20 protein-coding genes are annotated in these 21,067 nt (G+C 31.8%); 9 read left to right on the top strand and 11 right to left on the bottom strand.

The genetic code is table 11. The features are described from left to right. The first annotated feature begins 3 nt into the window (after positions 1-3). Together ACTTBN_RS03770 and ACTTBN_RS03765 are read left to right on the top strand one after the other, a co-directional pair. Positions 4-1,062, top strand: coding sequence for an ABC transporter ATP-binding protein (locus ACTTBN_RS03770; RefSeq protein WP_440681065.1), 1,059 nt, complete (start codon positions 4-6; stop codon positions 1,060-1,062). Continuing rightward, positions 1,059-1,979, top strand: a complete 921-nt coding sequence (locus ACTTBN_RS03765; protein WP_440681063.1) for a glycerophosphodiester phosphodiesterase family protein — start codon at positions 1,059-1,061, stop codon at positions 1,977-1,979. Before ACTTBN_RS03770 ends, ACTTBN_RS03765 begins: the two co-directional genes overlap by 4 nt. A 2-nt stretch (positions 1,980-1,981) precedes the next feature. Here ACTTBN_RS03765 and ACTTBN_RS03760 read toward each other — a convergent pair whose 3' ends face one another. Genes ACTTBN_RS03760 through ACTTBN_RS03750 form a run of 3 tightly spaced genes read right to left on the bottom strand, consistent with a single transcriptional unit; the run spans position 1,982 to position 5,244 of the window. Continuing rightward, entirely contained in the window at positions 1,982-3,412 is a 1,431-nt protein-coding gene (locus tag ACTTBN_RS03760) for an aldehyde dehydrogenase family protein (protein ID WP_440681062.1), read from the bottom strand. A gap of 21 nt (positions 3,413-3,433) precedes the next feature. Beyond that, positions 3,434-4,375: an NAD(P)-dependent oxidoreductase gene (locus ACTTBN_RS03755; RefSeq protein ID WP_440681061.1), complete on the bottom strand. Its 942-nt coding sequence runs from the start codon at positions 4,373-4,375 to the stop codon at positions 3,434-3,436. Beyond that, a complete protein-coding gene (locus tag ACTTBN_RS03750; RefSeq protein WP_440681060.1) occupies positions 4,375-5,244 on the bottom strand; it encodes a DMT family transporter in 870 nt (289 codons plus the stop codon). Before ACTTBN_RS03750 ends, ACTTBN_RS03755 begins: the two co-directional genes overlap by 1 nt. A gap of 59 nt (positions 5,245-5,303) precedes the next feature. Here ACTTBN_RS03750 and ACTTBN_RS03745 point away from each other — a divergent pair, with 59 nt between their 5' ends. The 6 genes from ACTTBN_RS03745 to ACTTBN_RS03720 all read left to right on the top strand — a co-directional run bounded on the left by ACTTBN_RS03745 (position 5,304) and on the right by ACTTBN_RS03720 (position 11,772). After that, positions 5,304-6,050: a maleate cis-trans isomerase family protein gene (locus tag ACTTBN_RS03745; RefSeq protein WP_440681059.1), complete on the top strand. Its 747-nt coding sequence runs from the start codon at positions 5,304-5,306 to the stop codon at positions 6,048-6,050. Further along, positions 6,050-7,219, top strand: a complete 1,170-nt coding sequence (locus ACTTBN_RS03740) for a M24 family metallopeptidase (protein ID WP_440681058.1) — start codon at positions 6,050-6,052, stop codon at positions 7,217-7,219. Before ACTTBN_RS03745 ends, ACTTBN_RS03740 begins: the two co-directional genes overlap by 1 nt. Positions 7,220-7,264: 45 nt before the next feature. Then, entirely contained in the window at positions 7,265-8,350 is a 1,086-nt protein-coding gene (locus ACTTBN_RS03735; RefSeq protein WP_440618131.1) for an ABC transporter ATP-binding protein, read from the top strand. 116 nt (positions 8,351-8,466) lie between these two features. Next, positions 8,467-9,591 carry an extracellular solute-binding protein gene (locus ACTTBN_RS03730; protein WP_440681057.1) on the top strand — a complete coding sequence of 375 codons (1,125 nt, stop codon included), beginning with the start codon at positions 8,467-8,469 and terminating at the stop codon, positions 9,589-9,591. A gap of 64 nt (positions 9,592-9,655) precedes the next feature. After that, the gene (locus ACTTBN_RS03725; RefSeq protein WP_440681056.1) at positions 9,656-10,915 is read left to right on the top strand and encodes an ABC transporter permease; all 1,260 of its coding nucleotides are present in this window, start codon (positions 9,656-9,658) and stop codon (positions 10,913-10,915) included. 2 nt (positions 10,916-10,917) lie between these two features. Next, positions 10,918-11,772 carry an ABC transporter permease gene (locus ACTTBN_RS03720; protein ID WP_428079710.1) on the top strand — a complete coding sequence of 285 codons (855 nt, stop codon included), beginning with the start codon at positions 10,918-10,920 and terminating at the stop codon, positions 11,770-11,772. A 15-nt stretch (positions 11,773-11,787) separates the two neighbouring features. Here the strand turns inward: ACTTBN_RS03720 and ACTTBN_RS03715 are convergent, their stop codons facing one another. The 7 genes from ACTTBN_RS03715 to ACTTBN_RS03685 are packed head-to-tail and all read right to left on the bottom strand — an operon-like array spanning position 11,788 to position 18,909. Then, positions 11,788-12,663 (bottom strand): branched-chain amino acid aminotransferase, encoded by an 876-nt coding sequence (locus tag ACTTBN_RS03715; protein WP_440681055.1) that lies wholly within the window; start codon positions 12,661-12,663, stop codon positions 11,788-11,790. An 11-nt stretch (positions 12,664-12,674) separates the two neighbouring features. Beyond that, the gene (locus tag ACTTBN_RS03710) at positions 12,675-13,796 is read right to left on the bottom strand and encodes a thiolase family protein (RefSeq protein WP_440681054.1); all 1,122 of its coding nucleotides are present in this window, start codon (positions 13,794-13,796) and stop codon (positions 12,675-12,677) included. 19 nt (positions 13,797-13,815) lie between these two features. Next, a complete protein-coding gene (locus ACTTBN_RS03705; protein WP_440681053.1) occupies positions 13,816-14,961 on the bottom strand; it encodes a dimethylsulfoniopropionate demethylase in 1,146 nt (381 codons plus the stop codon). A 20-nt stretch (positions 14,962-14,981) separates the two neighbouring features. Continuing rightward, positions 14,982-15,317, bottom strand: a complete 336-nt coding sequence (locus ACTTBN_RS03700) for a hydroxyisourate hydrolase (RefSeq protein WP_440681052.1) — start codon at positions 15,315-15,317, stop codon at positions 14,982-14,984. Positions 15,318-15,321: 4 nt separating this feature from the next. Continuing rightward, on the bottom strand, positions 15,322-17,064 hold the full coding sequence (locus ACTTBN_RS03695) for a thiamine pyrophosphate-binding protein (protein ID WP_440681051.1): 1,743 nt from the start codon (positions 17,062-17,064) through the stop codon (positions 15,322-15,324). Between the two features lie 4 nt (positions 17,065-17,068). Beyond that, complete coding sequence (locus tag ACTTBN_RS03690; protein WP_440681050.1) at positions 17,069-18,223, bottom strand: alpha-hydroxy acid oxidase; 1,155 nt, start codon at positions 18,221-18,223, stop codon at positions 17,069-17,071. After that, complete coding sequence (locus tag ACTTBN_RS03685; RefSeq protein ID WP_440681049.1) at positions 18,220-18,909, bottom strand: Type 1 glutamine amidotransferase-like domain-containing protein; 690 nt, start codon at positions 18,907-18,909, stop codon at positions 18,220-18,222. The genes ACTTBN_RS03690 and ACTTBN_RS03685 overlap by 4 nt, the downstream gene beginning before the upstream one ends. A gap of 57 nt (positions 18,910-18,966) precedes the next feature. Between ACTTBN_RS03685 and ACTTBN_RS03680 the strand changes: the two genes are divergently transcribed. Beyond that, positions 18,967-19,695 carry a transporter substrate-binding domain-containing protein gene (locus ACTTBN_RS03680; RefSeq protein ID WP_440681048.1) on the top strand — a complete coding sequence of 243 codons (729 nt, stop codon included), beginning with the start codon at positions 18,967-18,969 and terminating at the stop codon, positions 19,693-19,695. Here the strand turns inward: ACTTBN_RS03680 and ACTTBN_RS03675 are convergent. Beyond that, positions 19,692-20,915, bottom strand: coding sequence for an aminomethyltransferase family protein (locus ACTTBN_RS03675; protein ID WP_440681047.1), 1,224 nt, complete (start codon positions 20,913-20,915; stop codon positions 19,692-19,694). The genes ACTTBN_RS03680 and ACTTBN_RS03675 overlap by 4 nt on opposite strands. Positions 20,916-21,067 lie beyond the last annotated feature (152 nt).

Here is a 21,067-nt window from a genome sequence, read left to right as displayed (position 1 = left end):
GATATGGCTAAGATAAATTTACAAAATATAAAAAAATCATATGGGGAGAACAATGTCATTCATGATTTAAGTGTTGATATTAAAGATGGAGAATTGATAGTTATAGTTGGGCCATCAGGATGTGGGAAATCAACTCTATTAAGAATGATTGCTGGCCTAGAAGAGATCAACAGTGGGGAAATAATAATTAATGAAAAAAGAATGAATGATCTTGAGCCAATGGATAGAAATATTGCAATGGTTTTTCAAAATTATGCACTTTACCCTCATATGACAGTCTTTGAAAATATGTCTTATGGTTTAAAAATTCAAAAAACACCCAAAGATGAAATTATATCAAGAGTAAATGAGGCTGCTGAAATTTTGGAACTAAGCGAATTATTAGATAGAAAACCTAATCAATTGTCTGGTGGCCAACGACAGAGGGTTGCAATGGGTAGAGCAATTGTCAGAAAGCCCGATGTATTTTTATTTGATGAACCATTATCTAATTTGGATGCAAAGTTAAGGGTTCAAATGAGATTAGAAATCAAAAAATTACAAAGAAAATTAAATGTCACATCTCTATATGTTACTCATGATCAAGTAGAAGCAATGACTTTAGCAGATAAAATGATTGTAATGAACGAGGGTAACGTGGAACACATCGGAACACCGCTTGATGTTTATCAACAGCCTGAAACTTTGTTTACTGCACAATTTATTGGTAGCCCAGCGATGAATATTTTAAATGGTAGAATGGATGGAAATGAAATTAAATTTGCAAATTTTAAAACTTCATCTGCAATTTCTTTTAATGGGGATGTTTATTTTGGTATTAGACCTGAGCACTTAACAATAGATAAAGGGGGGTCAATTAAGGTACATGTAGAATTTATTGAATTAATTGGGTCCAATACTCTAATTCATTGCAGGATACAATCGTCAAATGAAATAATTGTTGTAAGTGTACCTGGAATAGTAGAAGAAAATTTATCCCAAAAAGAAATAAATTTAAATTTTGATCAATCAAAAATTCATTTATTTGATCAAAAAAATAATATGAGGATCAATCAAAATTGATATTATCAAAACCCAATTATATTAAAATTTATGGTCACAGAGGCGCGAGAGGAGATATGCCAGAAAACACTTTATCTGGTTTTAAATATATTTTTGACTCCAATGTTTTAGCATTTGAAACAGATATATTAATATCAAAAGACAAAATTCCAGTTATCACTCACGATTTTTATCTAAACCCAGATTTAACTAAAGACAGTAATGGAAATTGGATAGAAAAAAATAACATCAAAATTTATGATTTAAAATATGAAGAATTGAAAAAATATGAAGTAGGAAAATTAAATAAATCAACAAGTTATGGCAAAAGATTTAAAGATCAAAAAAGTGTTGATAATCAAAAAATAATTAAATTAGAGGAATTGTTTGAGCTAGTTGAGAAATTTCCAAAAGAAGATTTTTTTATAAATTTAGAAATTAAATCAACACCATTAGAAGAAGGTCTGACACCAAATCCTAAAGAAATGGTAAGTATTGTTAAGAAAGAAATATTAAAATCTAAATATTTAGATAAAATTTTAATTTCTTCCTTTGATTGGAGAATTTTATCTGAATGCAAAAAACAGTTACCTGATACATTAAGAGGCTATCTTAGTTTCCAACAAGACTTAGGTTCTTCCAAAAAAACTATTTATGAAGGCTCTCCTTGGATGAACACAGATGAAGAGTTTAACATGTTTGAATTACCAAAATTGATTAAGAAATTAGATGGTCATGTTTGGTGTGCATTTCATAGAGATATAACTAAACAAAATGTATCTCTGGCCCATGATCTTGGATTAGGTGTTAACGTTTGGACCGTAAATAGTGAAAGAGATATGATTAAGATGATAAAATATGGTGTGGACGGAATTATAACAGATTATCCAAATAGACTTAAAAAAGTTTGCGATACAAATAATGTTAAGTGGTTTTAGATTTATTTCCAGCCTGTAACAGTTTTTACTTCTAAATATTCTTCAAGCCCCCAAACTCCACCTTCTCTTCCATTTCCAGATTGCCTGTAACCTCCAAAAGGTGTTCCTGCATCAGCAGCATTACCATTTATATAAACACAACCTGATCTTAATTTTTTTGCAACTCTATGAGCTTTTTCTCTGTCCTCGGTTTGTAAATAATTTCCTAAACCATAAGAAGTATCATTCACAATTTTTATAGCTTCATCTTCAGTTTCAAATGGAATAATGGATAAAACAGGACCAAAAATTTCGTCTTTTGCTATTCTCATTTCATTTGTAACATCTGTAAAAATGGTTGGTTTGATAAAGTAACCTTTGTTTAATCCATTTGGTAGTTCAGGACCTCCTGCAGCTAAGGTTGCTCCTTCTTTTATTCCACTTTCAATTAAATTTATAATTTTATCATACTGAGTTTTTGAAATAACAGGTCCAATGTGATCTCCTTTTTTAGAGGCTTGATCTACTTTAATTTTATTTGCTTCATCAACCGCTTCATCTACAGCTCTTTGATAAATTGATTTTTCAACTAACATTCTTGTAGGAGCATCACAGGATTGACCTGAGTTACTCATTACATTTCTGATACCATCTCGAACTGCATTTTTATAACTATCGGCAAATACTATATTTCCACCTTTGCCTCCAAGCTCAAGACAAACTCTTTTTATTGTTTCAGCTGCATTTTTTGAAATTAATCTCCCAGCCCTTGTCGATCCAGTAAATGAAACCATATCAATATCAGGATGACTTGAAATTTGAGTTCCAACTCCAGCACCATCGCCATTAACTAAATTAAAAACACCTTTTGGAAAACCAACTTCATCTATCATTTCAGCAAATAACATTCCAGATATAGGTGCTATTTCAGATGGTTTTAAAATCATCGTACATCCTGTTGCTAATGCAGGTACTACTTTTAGAGCTATTTGATTTATAGGCCAGTTCCATGGAGTTATTAATCCACAAACACCAATCGGTTCATAATAAATATGGTTGTTTGATTTTTCATCAAAGTGCTCATCAAATTCAAATTCTTTTAACCTAATTATAAAATCTTCCAAGTGAGCTTGTCCCGATGCAGTTTGTACATCTGTAGCCCAATCCATAGGAGCACCCATTTCTAAAGAAATAGCTTCAGCCATTTCACCAAATCTTCTTTTGTAAACAGCTAATAATTTTTCTAGTAAATCTAATCTTTCTTCTTTACTAGTTTCTTTAAAGCTCTCAAATGCAGTTTTTGCAGCTTTTACAGCATTATCCGTATCTTCTTTTGAACCTAATGAAATAATTGCGCAAGGATCTTCGTTACATGGGTTAATTACTTCAAAGTCGTTTTTTTTAACAGGATCAATCCATTTACCATTTATATAAAATTTTCTTTTATCTAACATGATTTTATTTTAGCATAATATTTAAATTTCATATCCTTTTTCCTCAGGTTCATTATCAATTAATTCCTCTGGAAAACCATCTGCTCTAAATTCAATATTATTTAAATCTTCCATTCTCTTTACGATCATTGAAGACCATGCTCTAGAGCCATATTTTTTTTGTCCATCTTTAAATATCTCAACTATTTTTGGAGATATCTCCAGGGGAGCATTTAACTTTCTAGCCAAATCATCAAATAAACCTGTGTCTTTTAAAACTAAATCCATAGTAAAATTTATATTATAAGAACCATTTAAAATTACCTGACTTTCTGTTTCGTGAACAAATGAATTTCCTGATGATGCAGCAATACCTTTAAATGTTTTTTTAAGATCTAGGTTAGATTTTTTAGCCACAGTCCAAGCTTCTCCTAAAGCTACCAAATGTACAGAAGCTAAATAATTTGTAATCACCTTAAGAGTACTTGCTGTACCTAGCTCACCAGTATGTAACACTTTTCTTCCCATTACTGTTAAAACAGGCAAAATTTTTTCAAATGCTTTTCTCTCACCACCTACAAAAATTGCAATATTTCCTGTGGCAGCTCTATGACAACCGCCGCTTACTGGACCATCTAAAGGTACTGCATTTTTTGCAATTACTTTTTTACCAATTCTTTTTACCTCAGCCTCATCAGTAGTACTCATTTCAAGCCATATTTTATTTTGAGAAAGACCTTCAAGTACTCCGTTTTCAGCTTCCATCACTTCTGCGCTTACCTTTAAAGATGGTAGAGAAGTAATTATAAGATCAACTTGTTCCGCAAGTTCTTTTCCAGAGTTTGCAATTTTTGCACCTAAATTTTTAAATTGATCTGTTAAATTTTGATCTATATCTCTTACAGTTAAATCAAATCCATTTCTCAATAAACTTCCTGCAAGTTTAGCACCTACATTTCCTAGACCAATAAAACCTATCTTCATTAATTTACCTCTTCTTTTTTATTTTTTGTAAAGACTATCAGTATCACACCAACTATTATTATTGCTCCACCAATGAATAATTCTTTCGTAGGTTCTTCTCCTAAAAGAAAAATTGCAGCCAATAATCCTGTTGGAGGAATTCCCATGGTTACAATAGGCAGAACTTTATAAATTGGATTATTTTTTATGACATAATAAAAGCAACCATATGTAACTGGCTGCATTATAAAACCAATGTAAATTGCAATTATCCAATGATCAATTTTTGCATTAGTAATATAATTTATAGTATTTCCATCAATGATTGCCGACAATAATATTAAAATTGGACCAGAAAATAATGCCATCCAAGCAACCAATGCTAAAGGATTTATTTCTTTACTCAAAGGTTTCACCATTACTTGCCCAAGAGCCCAAATAGCAGAGCCTAATATCGTCAATCCTATACCAATAATTTTTCCATCTAAATTTGGTGAGCCAGTTAAAACATAAACACCGATAAACGCTATACCAATACCAATTAATGCTCTAACTGTTGGTTTCTCTTTAAGCATAAAATATGCAAAAATAACTCCAAACGGCACTTCCATTTGAACCAATAAAACTGCAGATGATGCATCAATTAAATCTAATCCAGAATAAGTAATGCTGTACTGCAAAGTATTAGCTATCAAAGAAGCTATGAAGATTTTTAGCAAGTAACCTCTAGGTATTGGAAACCACCATATTAAAATTGATGCCGCAAAGATAAATCTCAAACCCATTAATAAAATTGGAGGAAAAGATTCAAATGCTGGTTTAGCAATGACAAATCCAAAGCCTAAAAAAATCGGAACCAATGATGCAATGAAGGTATCTTTTAAATTCATGTCGTAAATTTAATATTAATGATTATTAAAGAACTTCTGATATATTCATCTTTTAAAATATGAATTCAACAAAAATAGATCCAAAATATATTAGCAAATCAAACCCAAGAGTTGGCTTAATAGCTCTTGCAAGCGACTTTATGATTGAGAGAGATTTCATTAATGTCATAAAAGACAGGGAAATTGATTTTTTTGTTAACCGTATTGAGTGTTACAATCCTTTAACTAGAGAAAATCTAATTAAAATGTCTAATAAAGTAACTGAGGTTGCAAAAGATATTTTACCAGACCAAGATATAGATTGTGTGGTTTATGGCTGTACTTCTGGAACCATTGCAGCTGGATATAATTCTATTGAACAAAAAGTTAAAGCAGCAAAACCAATGGCTGATGTTACAACGCCTAGCACTGCAGCAATTAAAGCTTTAAAAAAATTAAATATAAGTAAAATTTCATTGTTTACTCCTTATAGCAAAAAACTAAATGATGAGGTTTTAGAATATTTTAAAACTGAGGGATTTGAAATTACTTCTAATTCTTACTTTGATATCGAAGCTGATTATGACATTGGTAAAGTAGATCAAGATTATTTATATGAAGTGTTATCTAAAATTGATTTAAATGGGGCAGGGGCTTTATTTGTTTCATGTACAGCACTACCTGTATTACCAATTATTGATAAACTTGAGAAAAAATTAAACACCGTAGTTTTATCTAGTAATCAAGCATTAATTTGGGATACACTTGTAAAAATAAATAAAAATAACTCTGTTGAGGGATTTGGAAAACTATTTGAGGCAAACTAATGTCATTTACTAAAGAAGAATACAAACAAAGGTTAAAAAAAGTTCAAAAAATGATGCAAGAAAAAGGCATCGAACTTTTAATTTCTCATGACACTAATAATTTATATTATCTAACTGGTTATGACGCTTGGTCATTCTATTATGCTCAATGCGCTATTGTTCATGTAAATTCTGATGAGCCATTATGTTTTGTTAGAGCTCAAGATGCAGGAGGAGCTTATATAAAAACTTATTTAAAAGATGAAAATATTTTAGTGTATGATGAAGAATACATTCATACTTGGCCAAAACATCCTTACGATAGATTAGTTGAAATAATTAAAGAAAGAAAATGGGATAATTTATCAATTGGGTTAGAGATGGATGCTCACTATTTTACAGCTTTTTGTTATGAAAAAATAAAACAAGGTTTGCCAAATGCTAAAATTAAAGACAGTGATCGATTGGTGAATTGGGCAAGATTTACAAAATCTGATGCAGAAATAAATTATATGAAATCTGCAGCAAAAATTTCAGAACAAGGAATGAAAACTGCAATGGAAGTTATTAAACCTGGTGTAAGGCAGTGTGATGCAGTTGGTGAAATTCAAAAAGCACTTTTTTATGGGACAGAAGAATTTGGTGGTGAATATGCAAGTATTGCAACTTTACTACCCACAGGAAAAGGGACTTCTGCTTCTCATTTAACAGCAACTCAAGATAAATTTGTTGAGGGAGAAGCAACAATTATTGAGCTTTCTGGAGTTTATAAAAGATATCACGCTCCTATGGCTAGAACAGTACTACTTGGAGAGCCTAATCAGCAAAAAATTGATACGATGAATAAAACTATTGAAGCATTAAACTCTGGTATTAGTGCAATTAAAGCAGGAAATACTGTAGATGATGTTGCTCAAGCTTTTTGGAAAATACTCGATAAATATGGTATCGAAAAAAGATCAAGAACTGGTTATTCAATAGGGATTGGTTACCCTCCTGATTGGGGTGAGCATACTCTTAATATATATAAAGGAGATAAGACAGTTCTTGAGCCTAATGTTTGTTTTCATATGATTGCTGTGATGCAATTTGGTGATTGGGGTGTTGAGGCGTCTGAGGCTATTAGGGTTACAGAAAGCGGATCAGAGTTATTTTGTAATTTTCCAAAAGAGCTTCATATCAAGAGTTAATTTACTATTGAAATCTACTTTCACAAATGTTTAATAATCAATTTTATGTCTAAAAATCCAGAATTTGTAAAATTTGATAAAGTAGATAAAAGTTATGATGGGAAAGTACTCGTCGTTAAAGATCTTCAATTAGATATTGCTGAAGGTGAATTTATAACAATGCTTGGACCATCTGGTTCAGGTAAAACAACTTGCCTAATGATGTTAGCTGGATTTGAAACTCCAACTAATGGAGAAATTTTATTAGACGGAAATATTATTTCAAATATTCCACCTCACAAAAGAGGAATTGGAATGGTGTTCCAAAATTATGCACTGTTTCCACACATGACAGTTTACGAAAATTTAGCTTTTCCTTTAAGAGTAAGAAAAGTTGAAAAAGATGAAATTGATAAAAAAGTAGACAAAGCTTTATCAATGGTTTCTTTAAATGGATTTGAATCTAGAATGCCAGCACAACTTTCTGGAGGACAACAACAAAGGGTTGCTGTTGCAAGAGCACTTGTTTTTGATCCAGCAGTTGTCTTGATGGATGAACCACTTGGGGCATTAGATAAAAATTTAAGAGAGAGCATGCAGTATGAAATTAAACATATTCATGAAAGTATTGGTGTAACAGTTGTTTATGTAACTCATGATCAAAGTGAAGCTCTTACTATGTCAAACAGAATAGCTGTATTTAACGATGGTAAAGTTCAACAGTTATCTGATCCAGCAGAACTATATGAGAAACCAGTAAACTCTTTCGTTGCAGAATTTATTGGTGAAAATAATACTTTTAATGGTGAAGTGTCTGATATTGATAAAGATAAATGTAAAGTTAAATTAGGTAATGCAGAAATTTTAGCTAATCCTATTTCGGTAAAATCAAAAGGTGAAAAAACTACAGTATCTTTAAGACCAGAAAGAGCTTTAATAAATCCAACTGACAAAATGGATAATATGTTTACTGGAAAAATTGAAGAAGTTATTTACCATGGTGACCACACACGAGTTAGACTGGACTTACTTGGTAGTTCTGAGTTTATTTTAAAAGTACCAAATAGTACCTCAAATCTTGAGCTAAAAGTTAAAGAAGATATCAATATTGGTTGGAACAGTGTTGATGCTAGAGCTTTAGATCCAAAATAATTTCATTTAAAAATCCAAATCATTATAAGATAAAATGAGCTGTTGACTTCACTTGCTCATTTTGGTGTACTTTCATTATATAAATTAATTTATATTAACGTTTAAACGGAGGAATAATGAAAAAATTAAGTAAATTATTACTTGCTCTTTCTTTTGCTCTTTCAATAACTTCATCAGCATTTGCAGTTACTGTTGCATCTTGGGGTGGAGCTTATACAGAGTCTCAAAAGTTAGGGTATGGTGATCCAACTGCTAAGGCACTTGGAGTAGAAATCAACTGGGTTGACTACTCTGGTGGTTTATCAGAAATCAAAGCACAAAAAGAAGCGGGTGCGATCACTTGGGATATCATCGATCTTTTTGCATTCGATACAATTAACGGATGTGATGAAGGTTTATTTGTTAAATTTGATTTTGACAAAGACTTCCCAGCTGCACCAGATGGAACTCCTGCAAGTGAAGATTTCTTCACAGGAATGCCAAGTGAATGTGCTGTAGGAAACATCTTATATTCTTGGAACTATGCGTTTGATACAAGAGCATTTGGTGGTAAAGAGCCTAAAACAATCAAAGACTTCTTTAACACTAAAAAATTCCCAGGAAAAAGAGCAATCTACACAAGTGCTTTAACTAACCTTGAAATCGCTTTAGCTGCTGATGGAGTTAAAATGGGTCAAGGTGGTGATAGACTTTATAGATTTATGGAAGAAAAAGATGGATACATCGATAGAGCAATGAACAAAATAAAAGCACTTTGTGAAGATCCAAATGGAGGATGTGTATTCTGGTCTGCTGGTGCTCAACCACCTGAATTATTAGTTGCAGGTGAAGTTGTTATGGCAACAGGTTGGAATGGAAGATTCTTCAACGCTGAAGTTGGTGAAGGTGCTCCTATTAAACAAGTATGGGATGGTCAAGGTTTAGACTATGAATATTTTGCACTTGTTGATGGTGGTCCTGACCAAGAGAATGCTATGAAAGCTTTAGCTATGATGACTAACACTGAAATGTTAGCTGGAAGTGCTAAGTACATTGCATACGCTCCATGGAGAAAATCTTCTCTTGAAATAATCAAAGCTGGTGAGCCTTGGTATAAAGATGGTAAAACTGAAATGATGCCTCAAATGCCTACAGCTCCTGCTAACACTAAAAATTACTTTTTAGTTGACCCGTTCTTCTGGGCTGATTATGGAACAGAGATTGGTGAAAAATGGGAAGCAATGAAAGCAGGTTTAAATTAAACCTAGTTTTTAATTTAAAAATTATATAATATTTAAGGGCGGTTTTTTTAACCGCCCTTTTTTTATGAGCTCAGAAACTAAAATATTAACTACCGACGGTATACCACTTGAAGTCAGCTTAAAAAAAGCTGAAAGAAAAAACAAAATTAAAGCCTTTCTTCTAGTGGCTCCTCTATTATTATTTTTAGTTATCACTTATATTTTTCCAATTGGAGAAATGTTTACAAGAAGTATTGATGACAAGATGATTACCAATATGCTTCCTAAAACATTTAAAGAAATGGAGAATTGGGATGGAAAAGAATTACCACCCGAAGAAGTTTTTGCTGGTTTCTATTATGATTACAAGACACTTGTTGAAAGACAAGAACATGGAAAACTTGGCCAAAGATTAAATAAAGAAAAAAATGGTTTTAATTCAACAACCAAAAGATTGTTTAGAAATATTAAAAGAAAAAAAATAGATGAAAGCACTAGCATCAAAGAACAGATGATGAAAGTGCATAAAAATTGGGGCAAGGTTGAGTATTGGCAGGCTATAAAAAGAACAGCACCACCTTACACATTAGCTAAATATCTTAAAGGTATGGATATGTATTATGCACCAGATGGAAGCATTGCCCAAGTAGATGAAGATAGAAGGATTCATAGAATTTTGTGGCTGAGAACTCTCGAAATAGCATTCTTTGTAACTTTATTTTGTTTTTTAATGGGATATCCAATTGCTCATTTACTAGCTACATTGCCTATGAAGTACTCAAATCTATTGATGATTTGTGTCCTTCTTCCATTTTGGACTTCACTACTAGTTAGAACTGCAAGCTGGATGATTTTGTTACAACAACAGGGAGTAGTTAATGATTTCTTTGTCATGATAGGATTAGTTGCAGACGATAACAGGCCAGAAATGATGTACAATAAAGTTGGAACTTATGTGGCGATGACACAGATACTGTTACCATTTATGGTTCTTCCACTTTACAGCGTGATGAAAACGATCTCACCAAGCTTAATGAGAGCAGGAAAATCTTTAGGAGGAACTCCCTTCGTTGCGTTTTGGAAAGTTTATTTTCCATTAACTATTCCAGGTATTGGAGCTGGATGTTTGTTGGTATTTATTTTAGCAATTGGATATTACATTACACCAGCATTAGTAGGTGGAGCATCTGGAACATTGATTAGTAACCAGATTGCATTTCATATGAAGCAAACTTTGGATTGGAGTTTTGCATCTGCAATGGGTTTAATGTTGTTAACTGGAGTTTTAGTAATTTACTGGATTTATAACAAATTAGTTGGAGTAGATAATATTAAGTTAGGATAAAAATGGCATTACCAAGTTATACAGAAACACGTTATAGAATTTGGCATTATTTTTATTTAGCCATTTGTGCTTTTGTATTTTTCTTTTTAATTGCACCTTTATTCGTAATATTTCCGTTATCATTTAACGCTGAAGAATTTTTAGTTTTCTCTGAGGGAATGAAAAATCTTGATCCTGATGCCTTTTCTCTAAGATGGTATAAGGATATGGTCTATGGAACCAAAAACCCATGGGGATTGGCTGCAAAAAATAGTTTTATAATCGCGATATTTGCAACAATAGGATCGATAATACTTGGGACTTTAGCTGCTCTTGGTTTGAGTAGTAGGCACATGCCCTATAAAGGAATTATAATGGCTACTCTTATTTCACCTATGATTGTTCCATTAATTATATCAGGTGTTGCAATATTCTTTTTCATGGCAAAAGTTGGTTTAGCAGCAACGCATACAGGAATAGTATTTGCTCATATAATACTAGGAACTCCGTTTGTTGTAATCACTGTAACCGCAACATTATCTGGTTTTGATCATAGTGTAACAAGAGCTGCGGCTAGTTTAGGGAGCAATCCTGTAAACACTTTTATGAAAATTACTCTTCCTTTAATATTACCAGGAGTAATATCAGGAGGTTTATTTGCATTTGTAACTTCATTTGATGAAGTAGTTGTAGTTTTATTTCTTGCAGGTTTAGAAAATACTACTATCCCAGTTCAAATGTGGACTGGTTTAAGAGAACAGTTAAGTCCAACAATTTTAGCTGTTGCAACATGTTTAATTATTCTTTCAACTTTAATCTTGATTAGTGCAGAATTATTAAGAAGAAGATCTGAGAGATTAAGAGGAATAAATCGTTAAATTAAGAAGTTTGAATTATTTTCCTACAAGTTTTTCATAACTTTTAGATAAGTCATTAATTAAATCACATATTTCAAAATTATTATCTAGAATCTTTCCAACGGGTGTTATTTCTGCTGCTGTACCTGTAATAAAACAACCTTTAAAGTGACCTAGTTCATTTGGAGATATTTTTCTCTCATGAACTTTTATATTTTTTGATTTTGCAAGATCAATTACTGTTTTCCTAGTTATACCATCTAAAAAAGAGTCTGGTATTGGTGTGTGTAGCTCATTAATTTTATCTTTAAAAAAAATATTTGCGCTTGTAGCCTCAGCTATATTGCCCTCGTGATCTAACATTAAAGAGTCAGTGTATCCATCTTTTTCTGCCTGATGTTTTGAAAGTGTACAAATCATATATAGGCCAGCTGCTTTACTTTTCCATGGTGATGAATTTTGAGGTGGTCTTTGCCACTTAGATATATTTAATTTTATACCTTTTAATTTTAATTCAGGATTAAAATATGTAGGCCAATCCCATATCGCTATTGCTACATTGATTTTTGTATTCTGTGCTGAAACTCCCATCATTTCACTTCCTCTCCATACAAATGGTCTTATATATCCGTTTTTAATATCTTGATCAGAAACAAGTTTTTTTGTTGCTTCCATAATTTCATTAGATGAATATGGAATTTTCATATCTAGAATTTTTGCAGAATTAAAAAGTCTATCAGTGTGTTCTTTCAATTTAAAAATTTTCTTATTATAAACTCTCAAACCTTCAAAGACTAAACTAGCATAGTGCATTCCATGGCTAATTATGTGAACTCTGGCATCTTGCCATTCACACAGTTCATTATTGAACCAAATTTTTCCTGATCTTTTGTCAAAAGGCAATTGTTGCATAGAAAAATTTATTATATTGATTCAATTATTGTAGCAATACCCATTCCAAGACCTATACATTGAGTAGCTAAAGCAAATTTTTTGTTTTCTCTTCTTAATAGTTGAGCTGCTTTCCCGGTAATTCTTGCACCTGTTGCTCCAAGAGGATGGCCTAACGCTAGTGCTCCACCATCTATGTTAACTTTGTTTGGATCTATTTTTAAATCTTTTATACAAGCCAATGATTGAGATGCAAAAGCTTCATTAAGTTCTACGATATCAATATCTTTGATTGTTAATTTGGCTCTTTCTAATGCTTTTTGTGAAGCTCCAATTGGTCCTAGACCCATGGTGTCAGCTTTACATCCCTGAACAGAGGTTGAAACAATCCTGGCTAAAATTTCTAAATTATTATCTTTAGCATATTGTTCCTCACAAATCAAAGTAGCAGCTGCACCATCTGTCAGTGGTGATGATGTTGCTGCCGTTACAGTTCCATTTTGATCAAACGCTAATTTTAAACTATCCAATTTTTCTTGATTACTATTAGGTCTTATATTGCTATCTTGAGAACAATTCCCTATTGCAACAATTTCATTATTAAAATTACCTTTCGACTGAGCATCAAATGCTTTCTTATGGCTTGATATTGCAAATTCTTGCTGTTCTGTTCTTGATATAGAATATTGTTTGGCTACATTTTCCGCAGTAATACCCATTGAAAAATAAACATTAGGGTTATCTTCTTCTGTATAAGGATATGGCATAGGATCAAAGCCTGTTGTTACTCTAGTCATACTTTCTACCCCACCACATATAAAAACTTTTCCAGATCCCATTGATATTTTTCCTGCAGCTATATGAATAGCTTCCATTGATGATCCACACCACCTATCTACTGTCATTCCTGATGTGTTGATATCCATGTTGGTTAAAAAAGTTACTAATTTTCCAATATTAAAACATTGCTCTCCAGTTTGGAAAGCACAACCAACTACAATGTCTTCAATGTCTTGTTTATTGATTTTAGTTTTTAAGACAAGGTTGTTAATAACTTCAGCAAGCAAATTAACTGGTTTTACATCTACTAATTCACCTTTTCTTGCCATTGTGAAAGGTGATCTTGAGTAACCTGCAATAACTGCTTTTAACATAAGGTTAATATATAGCTATTTAATCTGGAAATGGCAAAGTTGTTATGGTCCCATTTCTTTTTGTGCCATCAAGATTTCGGACAAATATTTTTTCACCTATTTTCCAGTAGTCTTTTAAAATCATAGATAAACCAATATTTTTTTTTATTTTTGGGGAATAAATGCCTGAAGTTATTTGTCCTATTATTTTATCATCTTTGGATAATACTTTTAAGGGCTGACCTATACCAGAACAACGATCTCCATCAAATATGATGCCCCTTATTTTTTGTTTTACTCCTTCATTGTAAATTTTTGTTAAAGCTTGTTTTCCAATAAAATCATGAGAAACATGACCGTTACAATATTTTTCTAAGTTACATTCCAAAGGATTATTTTCATTTGTAAAGTCATTACCATAAGACATAAGTCCTCCTTCAATTCTATCAATTAGATTTGGACAGCCTGGCGAAATATTGTATTTTTTTCCAGCTTCCCAGATTGTATCCCAAAGTTTTTCACCCATTTCTACATTATCAAAATATTTCTCATGTGTTTTGAAATAAATTTCAAACCCATCTTGTTTACTATATCCAGATCTTGCAATAATTTGCTTTGTTCCTTCAAAATCTAAAACTCTGAAATTAAAAAATTTAATTTTTTTTATTTCCTGACCAAATATTGATATCAGTAGTTCCTCAGATTTAGGTCCTTGAATTGCTAATGGATACACATCGGGCTCTTCAATATTTACATCTAAATTCAAACCCAAAGCATATCCTTTTGCCCAAAGCAAAATGTCAGAGTCTGCTATTGATATCCAGAACATATCATCATCTAATTTGAGTAAAACAGGATCATTTATCATTCCTGCATCATCATTAAGCATAGGTATATAAAAACATTTTCCAATTTGCATATTCTTAATGGAACGAGGTGTTAATTTTTGAATAAGCGTAGCTGCATCTGGTCCACTAACTTGAATTTGTCTTTGACAAGAAACGTCCCAAATTTGGACATCCTTACTTAGGTGCCAGTAATCTTCCTCAACAGAATTTTTAAACCTTTTTGGTAAAAGCATATGGTTTACTACAGTAAAATCTGAAACACCATGTTCTTCAACTCGATTAGTATATGGCGTTCTTCTTATTCTTCTAGACATATTCAATTTTAAATTTTTTGACATAAGGAATTAATTATTTAAAATTATTTAGACCACCAAATAGAATATCCATTTGGAGATATAATAATTGGTAAGTGATATTTTTTTTTAGGATTTTCCATTTTAAATTTTACAATAATTTCTGACACAACTTTTTTTTCAGAAAAATAATCTCCAGTTTTGCAAACCATTTCGTATTCACATGCACAGTCATTATTTGAAAGTTCAAAATCTTTTAAAATTCTTCCCCCTTCATCTGTCTCAGTTTCAAAAAAAATTTTTTTTTCACCAGAAGAATTTATTTGATAAATTGTGACTTTAACACCATTTGCATGATTTCCATCAACTGAGTTTAATAAGTGAGACGATATAGTTGCCATTATGTTATTCAATTGAAGCTTTGTCTCTTTTGTCGCTAACTGCAGCCACAATTGGGCTTATAACACCTTTTGCTTTTACGTTGATGCAAGCAGTTTTTCCACTTTCTATTGCTCTTTTTAATGCTGGAGCTAATTGTTCTCTTTTTGTGACTAGCTCTCCATGACCTCCAAATCCTTCAAAAATTTTATGAAAAGGTATATCTCTAAAATCAGTTGCAAAATGTTTTCCACTTTCAAATAATCTTTCTTGTTGTTGAGATATACAATCTAAACCACCATTATTATCAATTACTACCACAATAGGTTTGCTTTCTTGAAAAGCAGCTTCTATTGATAATCCTCCAGATAAAAAAGCTCCATCTCCACTGATTAAAATAACATTTGATTCAGGGTTTATATTTTTTGCAGAAAGCGCGAATGGAACACCAACACCCAACATACTAAATGTACCAGGATGAAGAATTCCACCTATTTTTTTTCCTTTTGATCCAGCAATATTTATTGCAATTTCAGACCAGAAGTGAGTGTTACCTCCATCAATGACTAACCAATCTTTTTCACCAATAGCATCTTGAACATCTAAGGCTAATTGAAGTGGATGCATTTTACCTCCTTTAGCTTCAGCTTCTTTTGTGTCTTTGCTCAAATCATCTAAAGTCTTATCAACCCATTCTTGTTTTTTGGTTCTGTTAAGATCAAACCATTCACTACTTAAAGTCCATTTATTATTTGATTTAAGTTTATTTAATGTGTCAAAAAAAACTCCCGGATCACATAATAAATTTAAATCAGCAGCTCTATTAAGTTCTATTTCTTCATGAGACCCATTAATACATACAAGCTTAGTTGATTTAGGAAAAAGTGGTGGGTTTCCAAAATTCATTTGATTATCTAATCTAGCTCCAATCATTAATACTAAATCAGATTCATGTAATGCAAATTTTGAAGGAGGATATTGGTGAATATCTGCTAAACCCATATAGGCATTAGCCTCTTCTCCAAGTAATTTTTGATGATAAGGAATATTAAATATTGGAATTTTTAAATTATTTCCAGCTTCTTCTAATTTTTTTTCAGAACCAGACCACCAAATTCCATGACCACCTATTAAAACTGGTTTTTTTGAATTACAAGCAAGTTCTAATATTTCTGACATTTGCGCTGGGTCAGGCCAAGCTTTTACTATTGGTTTTGTTTGATGAGAAAAAGGTCTTTCCTCAAGTCCTGCATCTTCGGAAAAAGATGAAAACATAATATCAACTGGCATACTTAAATGTACTGCACCAGGATATCCATTTGTTGCAATTCTATATGCCTTATCTACAAATTCCCTAATTCTAGTTCCATCTGTAATACTTGCGCTATATTTTGTTAAAGGTGCTGCGATTGCAACATCATCGATTTCTTTAAATCCACCAGAGCCTTGTCTTTTTAAACTACTTGAACCAGTTATAAATATTACAGGTGATCTTTCACCCCAAGCTTCCATCATTGATGGCACTGCATTTGCAAATCCCTCAGGACCAACAAGACAAACTGCTGGTTTTCTTGTAATTCTAGTATGCCCATCAGCTATATGACCTGCTATTTGTTCATGAGGACAATTGATAACTTCCATTTGGCACTCCATAAATCCCTCTAAAGCAGGATTACAGAACCCTCCAGATAATGTAAAAACGTGCTGAACTCCTTTATCTTTTAAAGCTCTAGCTATAAGTGATCCGCCTCTAATTTTTTTTTCTGACATTTTTTTAGTATTTCATATTTTCAATAAATTTTTTAGCAATTATTTCGGAAGTAACATCATTAATATCAGTTAAACCAACTAAACCTAGTGCGGTACTTAATTCGTCTTTAATAATATCTAAAATTCTTCTTAAGCCTTTTTCACCATCAGCCCCAATACCATACATTAGCGGTCTTCCAAGCATCACATAATTTGCTCCCAATGCTAAAGCCCTTATAATATCGCTTCCACCTCTAACGCCACTATCAAATAGCAAAGGAAATTCTTTACCTAACACATTTCTTATTAGCGGCAATGCTTCAATAGCTGCAGTAGCACTATCTAGTTGTCTTCCACCGTGGTTGGATACTTGTATGGCATCAACTCCTTCATTTTTTATTTTTAAAGCATCTTCTGGCGACATTACTCCTTTAATTATTAATTTTCCCTTCCAAGCATCTCTTACTCTTTTAAGAGTTTTCCAATCTGTAGCTCCTCTGCTTTCACTTCTTACAAATTTGTTACCACTCTTTGATGTTTCGTAATTCATTGGTTTTGGAATACCACCTAATAAAGTTGATAAAGACCAATGAGGATGAGTTATAAAATCAAACATCTGATTAGGACCTATTTTAAAAGGGACAGTGAAACCATTTTTATTATCCTTAGCTCTTCTAAATTGAATGGGAACATCTACAGTTAGTATTGCTACTTTATAACCAGTCTGTTCTGCTCTTTGCAAAAGCTCCATTACAAAACTCTCTTGAAAATTATATAATTGAATCCAAGAACGACCTTCAGATAATTCATACATTTTTTCTAAAGATGTTGAGGAAGCCATGGAAACACACACAGGTAAATTGTTTACAATACTTTCTTTAGCTAACATTTTATCTGCACCAGTCCAAGTGAGATTGCACATTCCCATTGGTGAAAAACCAAATGGTTGATCAAACTCAATGTCTAAAAATTTCTTTTTTAAATTTCTATTTTCAACATTTCGTAAAACTTTTGGCTCAAGTCTAATTTGATCCAAAGCTATACTATTAATTTCACAAAGTTTTTCATCTCCAGATGCACCATCTACAAAATCAAACATTAATTTAGGCATTCTTTTTTTAGCTAAATTTCTTGCATCATTTATACTGTGAATTTTTTTGCTCGCAGTTATGTTTTTCATATATTTTTTATATATTCTTCTAGATTAATTTTTTTATTTTTATCTAAAAAATAAGCTGTATGATTTTTTCTTGAAGAATAAACTTCAGTTGGTTTTCCGTCAATAAAAACTACAGCCACACCATCATCAATTGCAATACCATGAGGTAATTTGTTATTTTTAATATCTAATTCAAATTGATCTATTCTTTCAATATTCGAAGAATGGGGTGTGCAACTTCCCGATATGAAATTAATTCCTCTTAGTGCATTAAATCCAGGGCCAACAGAGTCTGATAGTATCCAATCAAACCAACAAACTGCCCCAGCACTTACGCCTGATAAAATAATGCCTTTCTCATAAGCATCTTTAAAAATATTTTCTAATTTATTTTTTTTCCAAATATCCAACATAAAGGCAGTATTTCCACCTCCTATATAAATAATGTCTTTATTTAATATCCATTCAGAAAATCCATCTTTAGCTGATGTTAAATTAAAATGTGACAATTCAGACTGAGTATCTTGATACCTTTTATAAAATAAATTTATTTTATTTTCATCATCATTACTTGCAGTTGCTAAAAAGCCTATTTTATTTTTCGATTTTTTTGATTGATCAATTACAAATTGATCTAAACCCTCATCTAACTGATGTGTAAATCCACCTCCACCTATTGAAATTATTTTTTTTTCTATATTGTTCATTTAATTAAATTTAAATTATAAAATAATACATATAGTACTAGTTACAAAAAGTTTCTAATGATTGATAGTATATCTAAAAAATTAGCACCAACAGGAGAGCTACGTGTTGGTCTAAATATGAGTAACTTTTTACTTGTTAGCTCGATAGATTCAAATGGTTTACCTGAAGGAGTGTCTCCAGATATTGGAAAAAAACTTGCAAAAGAATTAAATGTAACTTGTAAATTAGTTCAATTTGAAAAACCTGGATTATTAGCTGACGCTGTAAATGATGATAAATGGGACATAGGTAATATAGCTTCTGAAAAGGAGAGGGAAAAATTTATAGATTTTAGTGACCCATATGTAAATATTGACGCTAATTTTATCTATCGAAAAAAAGATAATTTTATTTGCAATGAAGAGATTAATTCATCAGGTGTAAAAATAGCTGTCCTTGAAAGAAGTGCTTATGATTTATGGTTAACTGAAAATTTCAAAAAAGCTGAATTAATTAAAGTTAATACAATGGATAATTCTCATAAATTATTTAGAGAAGGTGGTGCAGACGTTCTTGCTGGCTTAAAACCTAAATTAATAGAAGAGCTTGAGTTTAATAGTGATTTTAAAATTATATCAAATCCATTTACTTATATAAAACAATCTATTGGTATTAAAAAAGGTAATCCTGAAATATTAGATTTTTTAAATAAGTTTATCGCTAAACTAATTAAAGAAGCTTTTATAGAGGGACTATTAAAAAAACACAAAGTCCAGGATAAATTAAGTATACCTAAAATTGATTAGCTTTTTATTCCTACCCATGGTTCAGGCTTTGTAGGTATCTTCTTATTTATACCTCTTACAATTTCACCTTTTGGATCATACATTGGTAATTTACAAAGTTCAGCTTTATGAGTTTTTTCATCAGTACATTCAACATCAACTACTGTTCCAGGACCAATTTCTGACTTATCCAATAACACTATACCCACACCACAGACTTGGTAAGGAGACCATGTGCTGGAAGTTACTTTTCCAATGTATTGGTCGTTTATTTTTATAGACCTTCCTTTTTTTGCTATTCCATCAACAACCCTGATACCCCAGCTTCGACATTTTTTGTCTGCATTTAACAGAGCTTTTTTACCTATAAAGTTATTTTTTTCTAAATCAACAAAACGACCAAGTCCTACAGAAAATGGGTTTGTCTCACTTGTAAAATCTTGACCTGCAGATAAAAGTCCAGCTTCAATTCTTCTGCCTCTAAATGAAGGTGTGGCTGTAATAATCATTCCCATTTTTGCTCCTTCACTAAGAATTAAATCCCCTAATTTTTCAGCATCATTCTCTGGACGAAAATAAATTTCCCAACCAAGTTCATTAGTAAAACCAGTTCGACTAATTATTACTTTTTCACCTGCTATAGTAATCTCAACCCAATCAAAATATTTCCATTTATTTGCTATTGGTTCTTCAATTAACTGGTCAAGAAGTTCCATTGATTTTGGTCCTTGAATTTGACTTACAAACACATTTGGTTCAGTTATTTTTACGTCTAATCCTTCAGAATTAGCTTTGTACCAAGAAAACAAATCTCCATCTGCTTGAGCAAACCAATAACAATTTTCATCAATTCGCAAAAGTAATCCATCAGTTATCATTCCTCCGTCGTGGTAGCAAGCAAACTGATATGAGCATCTTCCTTTTTTAACTTTTGAAATATCTCGTGGAAAAATTTTCTGTAATAATTTAAGCGCATCTGGACCTGAAATTTCATAAGGATGTTCTCCTGTATGTCTAAGAATAATTTCTTTTTTTGTTTTCCAGTATTGCTCATCTGGCGAAGCATTTGATAATTTTTCAGTTGTCAATCTTCCTGCGTAATGCGAATATTCTGGGTCAAAAGGTAGCTCCTGATAAGTTAAAGGATGAATGCTCATAGTTCGAGCTAATTCTACAGGTCTATTACCTTTATCTTTTTGAGGTTTGATAGAAAATCTAATGTTTTGTAGAGATTTATGCATGAATAATTTTTATTAAATTAAAACTAAATTTTAATCTAGAAAATATCGTCACAGTAAAAAACTAAATTAATTACAATCTATGATTGTATACTACATTATTATTGTTCTAAATTAAGTAAGATGTTAGCCTTACCTAAATTAACTAATAGGAA

It is taken from the genome of Candidatus Pelagibacter sp. HIMB1623, assembly GCF_052047695.1.
Lineage (GTDB): Bacteria > Pseudomonadota > Alphaproteobacteria > Pelagibacterales > Pelagibacteraceae > Pelagibacter.
Note: the sequence above shows the minus strand (reverse complement) of the source record. Positions and strands in the feature narration are given on the sequence as shown.

Coding starts and splice junctions, on each gene's coding strand:
- ACTTBN_RS03680 (WP_440681048.1), top strand. CDS start 18,967: ATGATTGATAGTATATCTAAAAAATTAGCACCAACAGGAGAGCTACGT.
- ACTTBN_RS03710 (WP_440681054.1), bottom strand. CDS start 13,796: ATGTTAAAAGCAGTTATTGCAGGTTACTCAAGATCACCTTTCACAATG.
- ACTTBN_RS03730 (WP_440681057.1), top strand. CDS start 8,467: ATGAAAAAATTAAGTAAATTATTACTTGCTCTTTCTTTTGCTCTTTCA.
- ACTTBN_RS03715 (WP_440681055.1), bottom strand. CDS start 12,663: ATGCAACAATTGCCTTTTGACAAAAGATCAGGAAAAATTTGGTTCAAT.
- ACTTBN_RS03695 (WP_440681051.1), bottom strand. CDS start 17,064: ATGTCAGAAAAAAAAATTAGAGGCGGATCACTTATAGCTAGAGCTTTA.
- ACTTBN_RS03720 (WP_428079710.1), top strand. CDS start 10,918: ATGGCATTACCAAGTTATACAGAAACACGTTATAGAATTTGGCATTAT.
- ACTTBN_RS03690 (WP_440681050.1), bottom strand. CDS start 18,223: ATGAAAAACATAACTGCGAGCAAAAAAATTCACAGTATAAATGATGCA.
- ACTTBN_RS03750 (WP_440681060.1), bottom strand. CDS start 5,244: ATGAATTTAAAAGATACCTTCATTGCATCATTGGTTCCGATTTTTTTA.
- ACTTBN_RS03675 (WP_440681047.1), bottom strand. CDS start 20,915: ATGCATAAATCTCTACAAAACATTAGATTTTCTATCAAACCTCAAAAA.
- ACTTBN_RS03725 (WP_440681056.1), top strand. CDS start 9,656: ATGAGCTCAGAAACTAAAATATTAACTACCGACGGTATACCACTTGAA.
- ACTTBN_RS03770 (WP_440681065.1), top strand. CDS start 4: ATGGCTAAGATAAATTTACAAAATATAAAAAAATCATATGGGGAGAAC.
- ACTTBN_RS03700 (WP_440681052.1), bottom strand. CDS start 15,317: ATGGCAACTATATCGTCTCACTTATTAAACTCAGTTGATGGAAATCAT.
- ACTTBN_RS03740 (WP_440681058.1), top strand. CDS start 6,050: ATGTCATTTACTAAAGAAGAATACAAACAAAGGTTAAAAAAAGTTCAA.
- ACTTBN_RS03760 (WP_440681062.1), bottom strand. CDS start 3,412: ATGTTAGATAAAAGAAAATTTTATATAAATGGTAAATGGATTGATCCT.
- ACTTBN_RS03705 (WP_440681053.1), bottom strand. CDS start 14,961: ATGTCAAAAAATTTAAAATTGAATATGTCTAGAAGAATAAGAAGAACG.
- ACTTBN_RS03755 (WP_440681061.1), bottom strand. CDS start 4,375: ATGAAGATAGGTTTTATTGGTCTAGGAAATGTAGGTGCTAAACTTGCA.
- ACTTBN_RS03745 (WP_440681059.1), top strand. CDS start 5,304: ATGAATTCAACAAAAATAGATCCAAAATATATTAGCAAATCAAACCCA.
- ACTTBN_RS03685 (WP_440681049.1), bottom strand. CDS start 18,909: ATGAACAATATAGAAAAAAAAATAATTTCAATAGGTGGAGGTGGATTT.
- ACTTBN_RS03735 (WP_440618131.1), top strand. CDS start 7,265: ATGTCTAAAAATCCAGAATTTGTAAAATTTGATAAAGTAGATAAAAGT.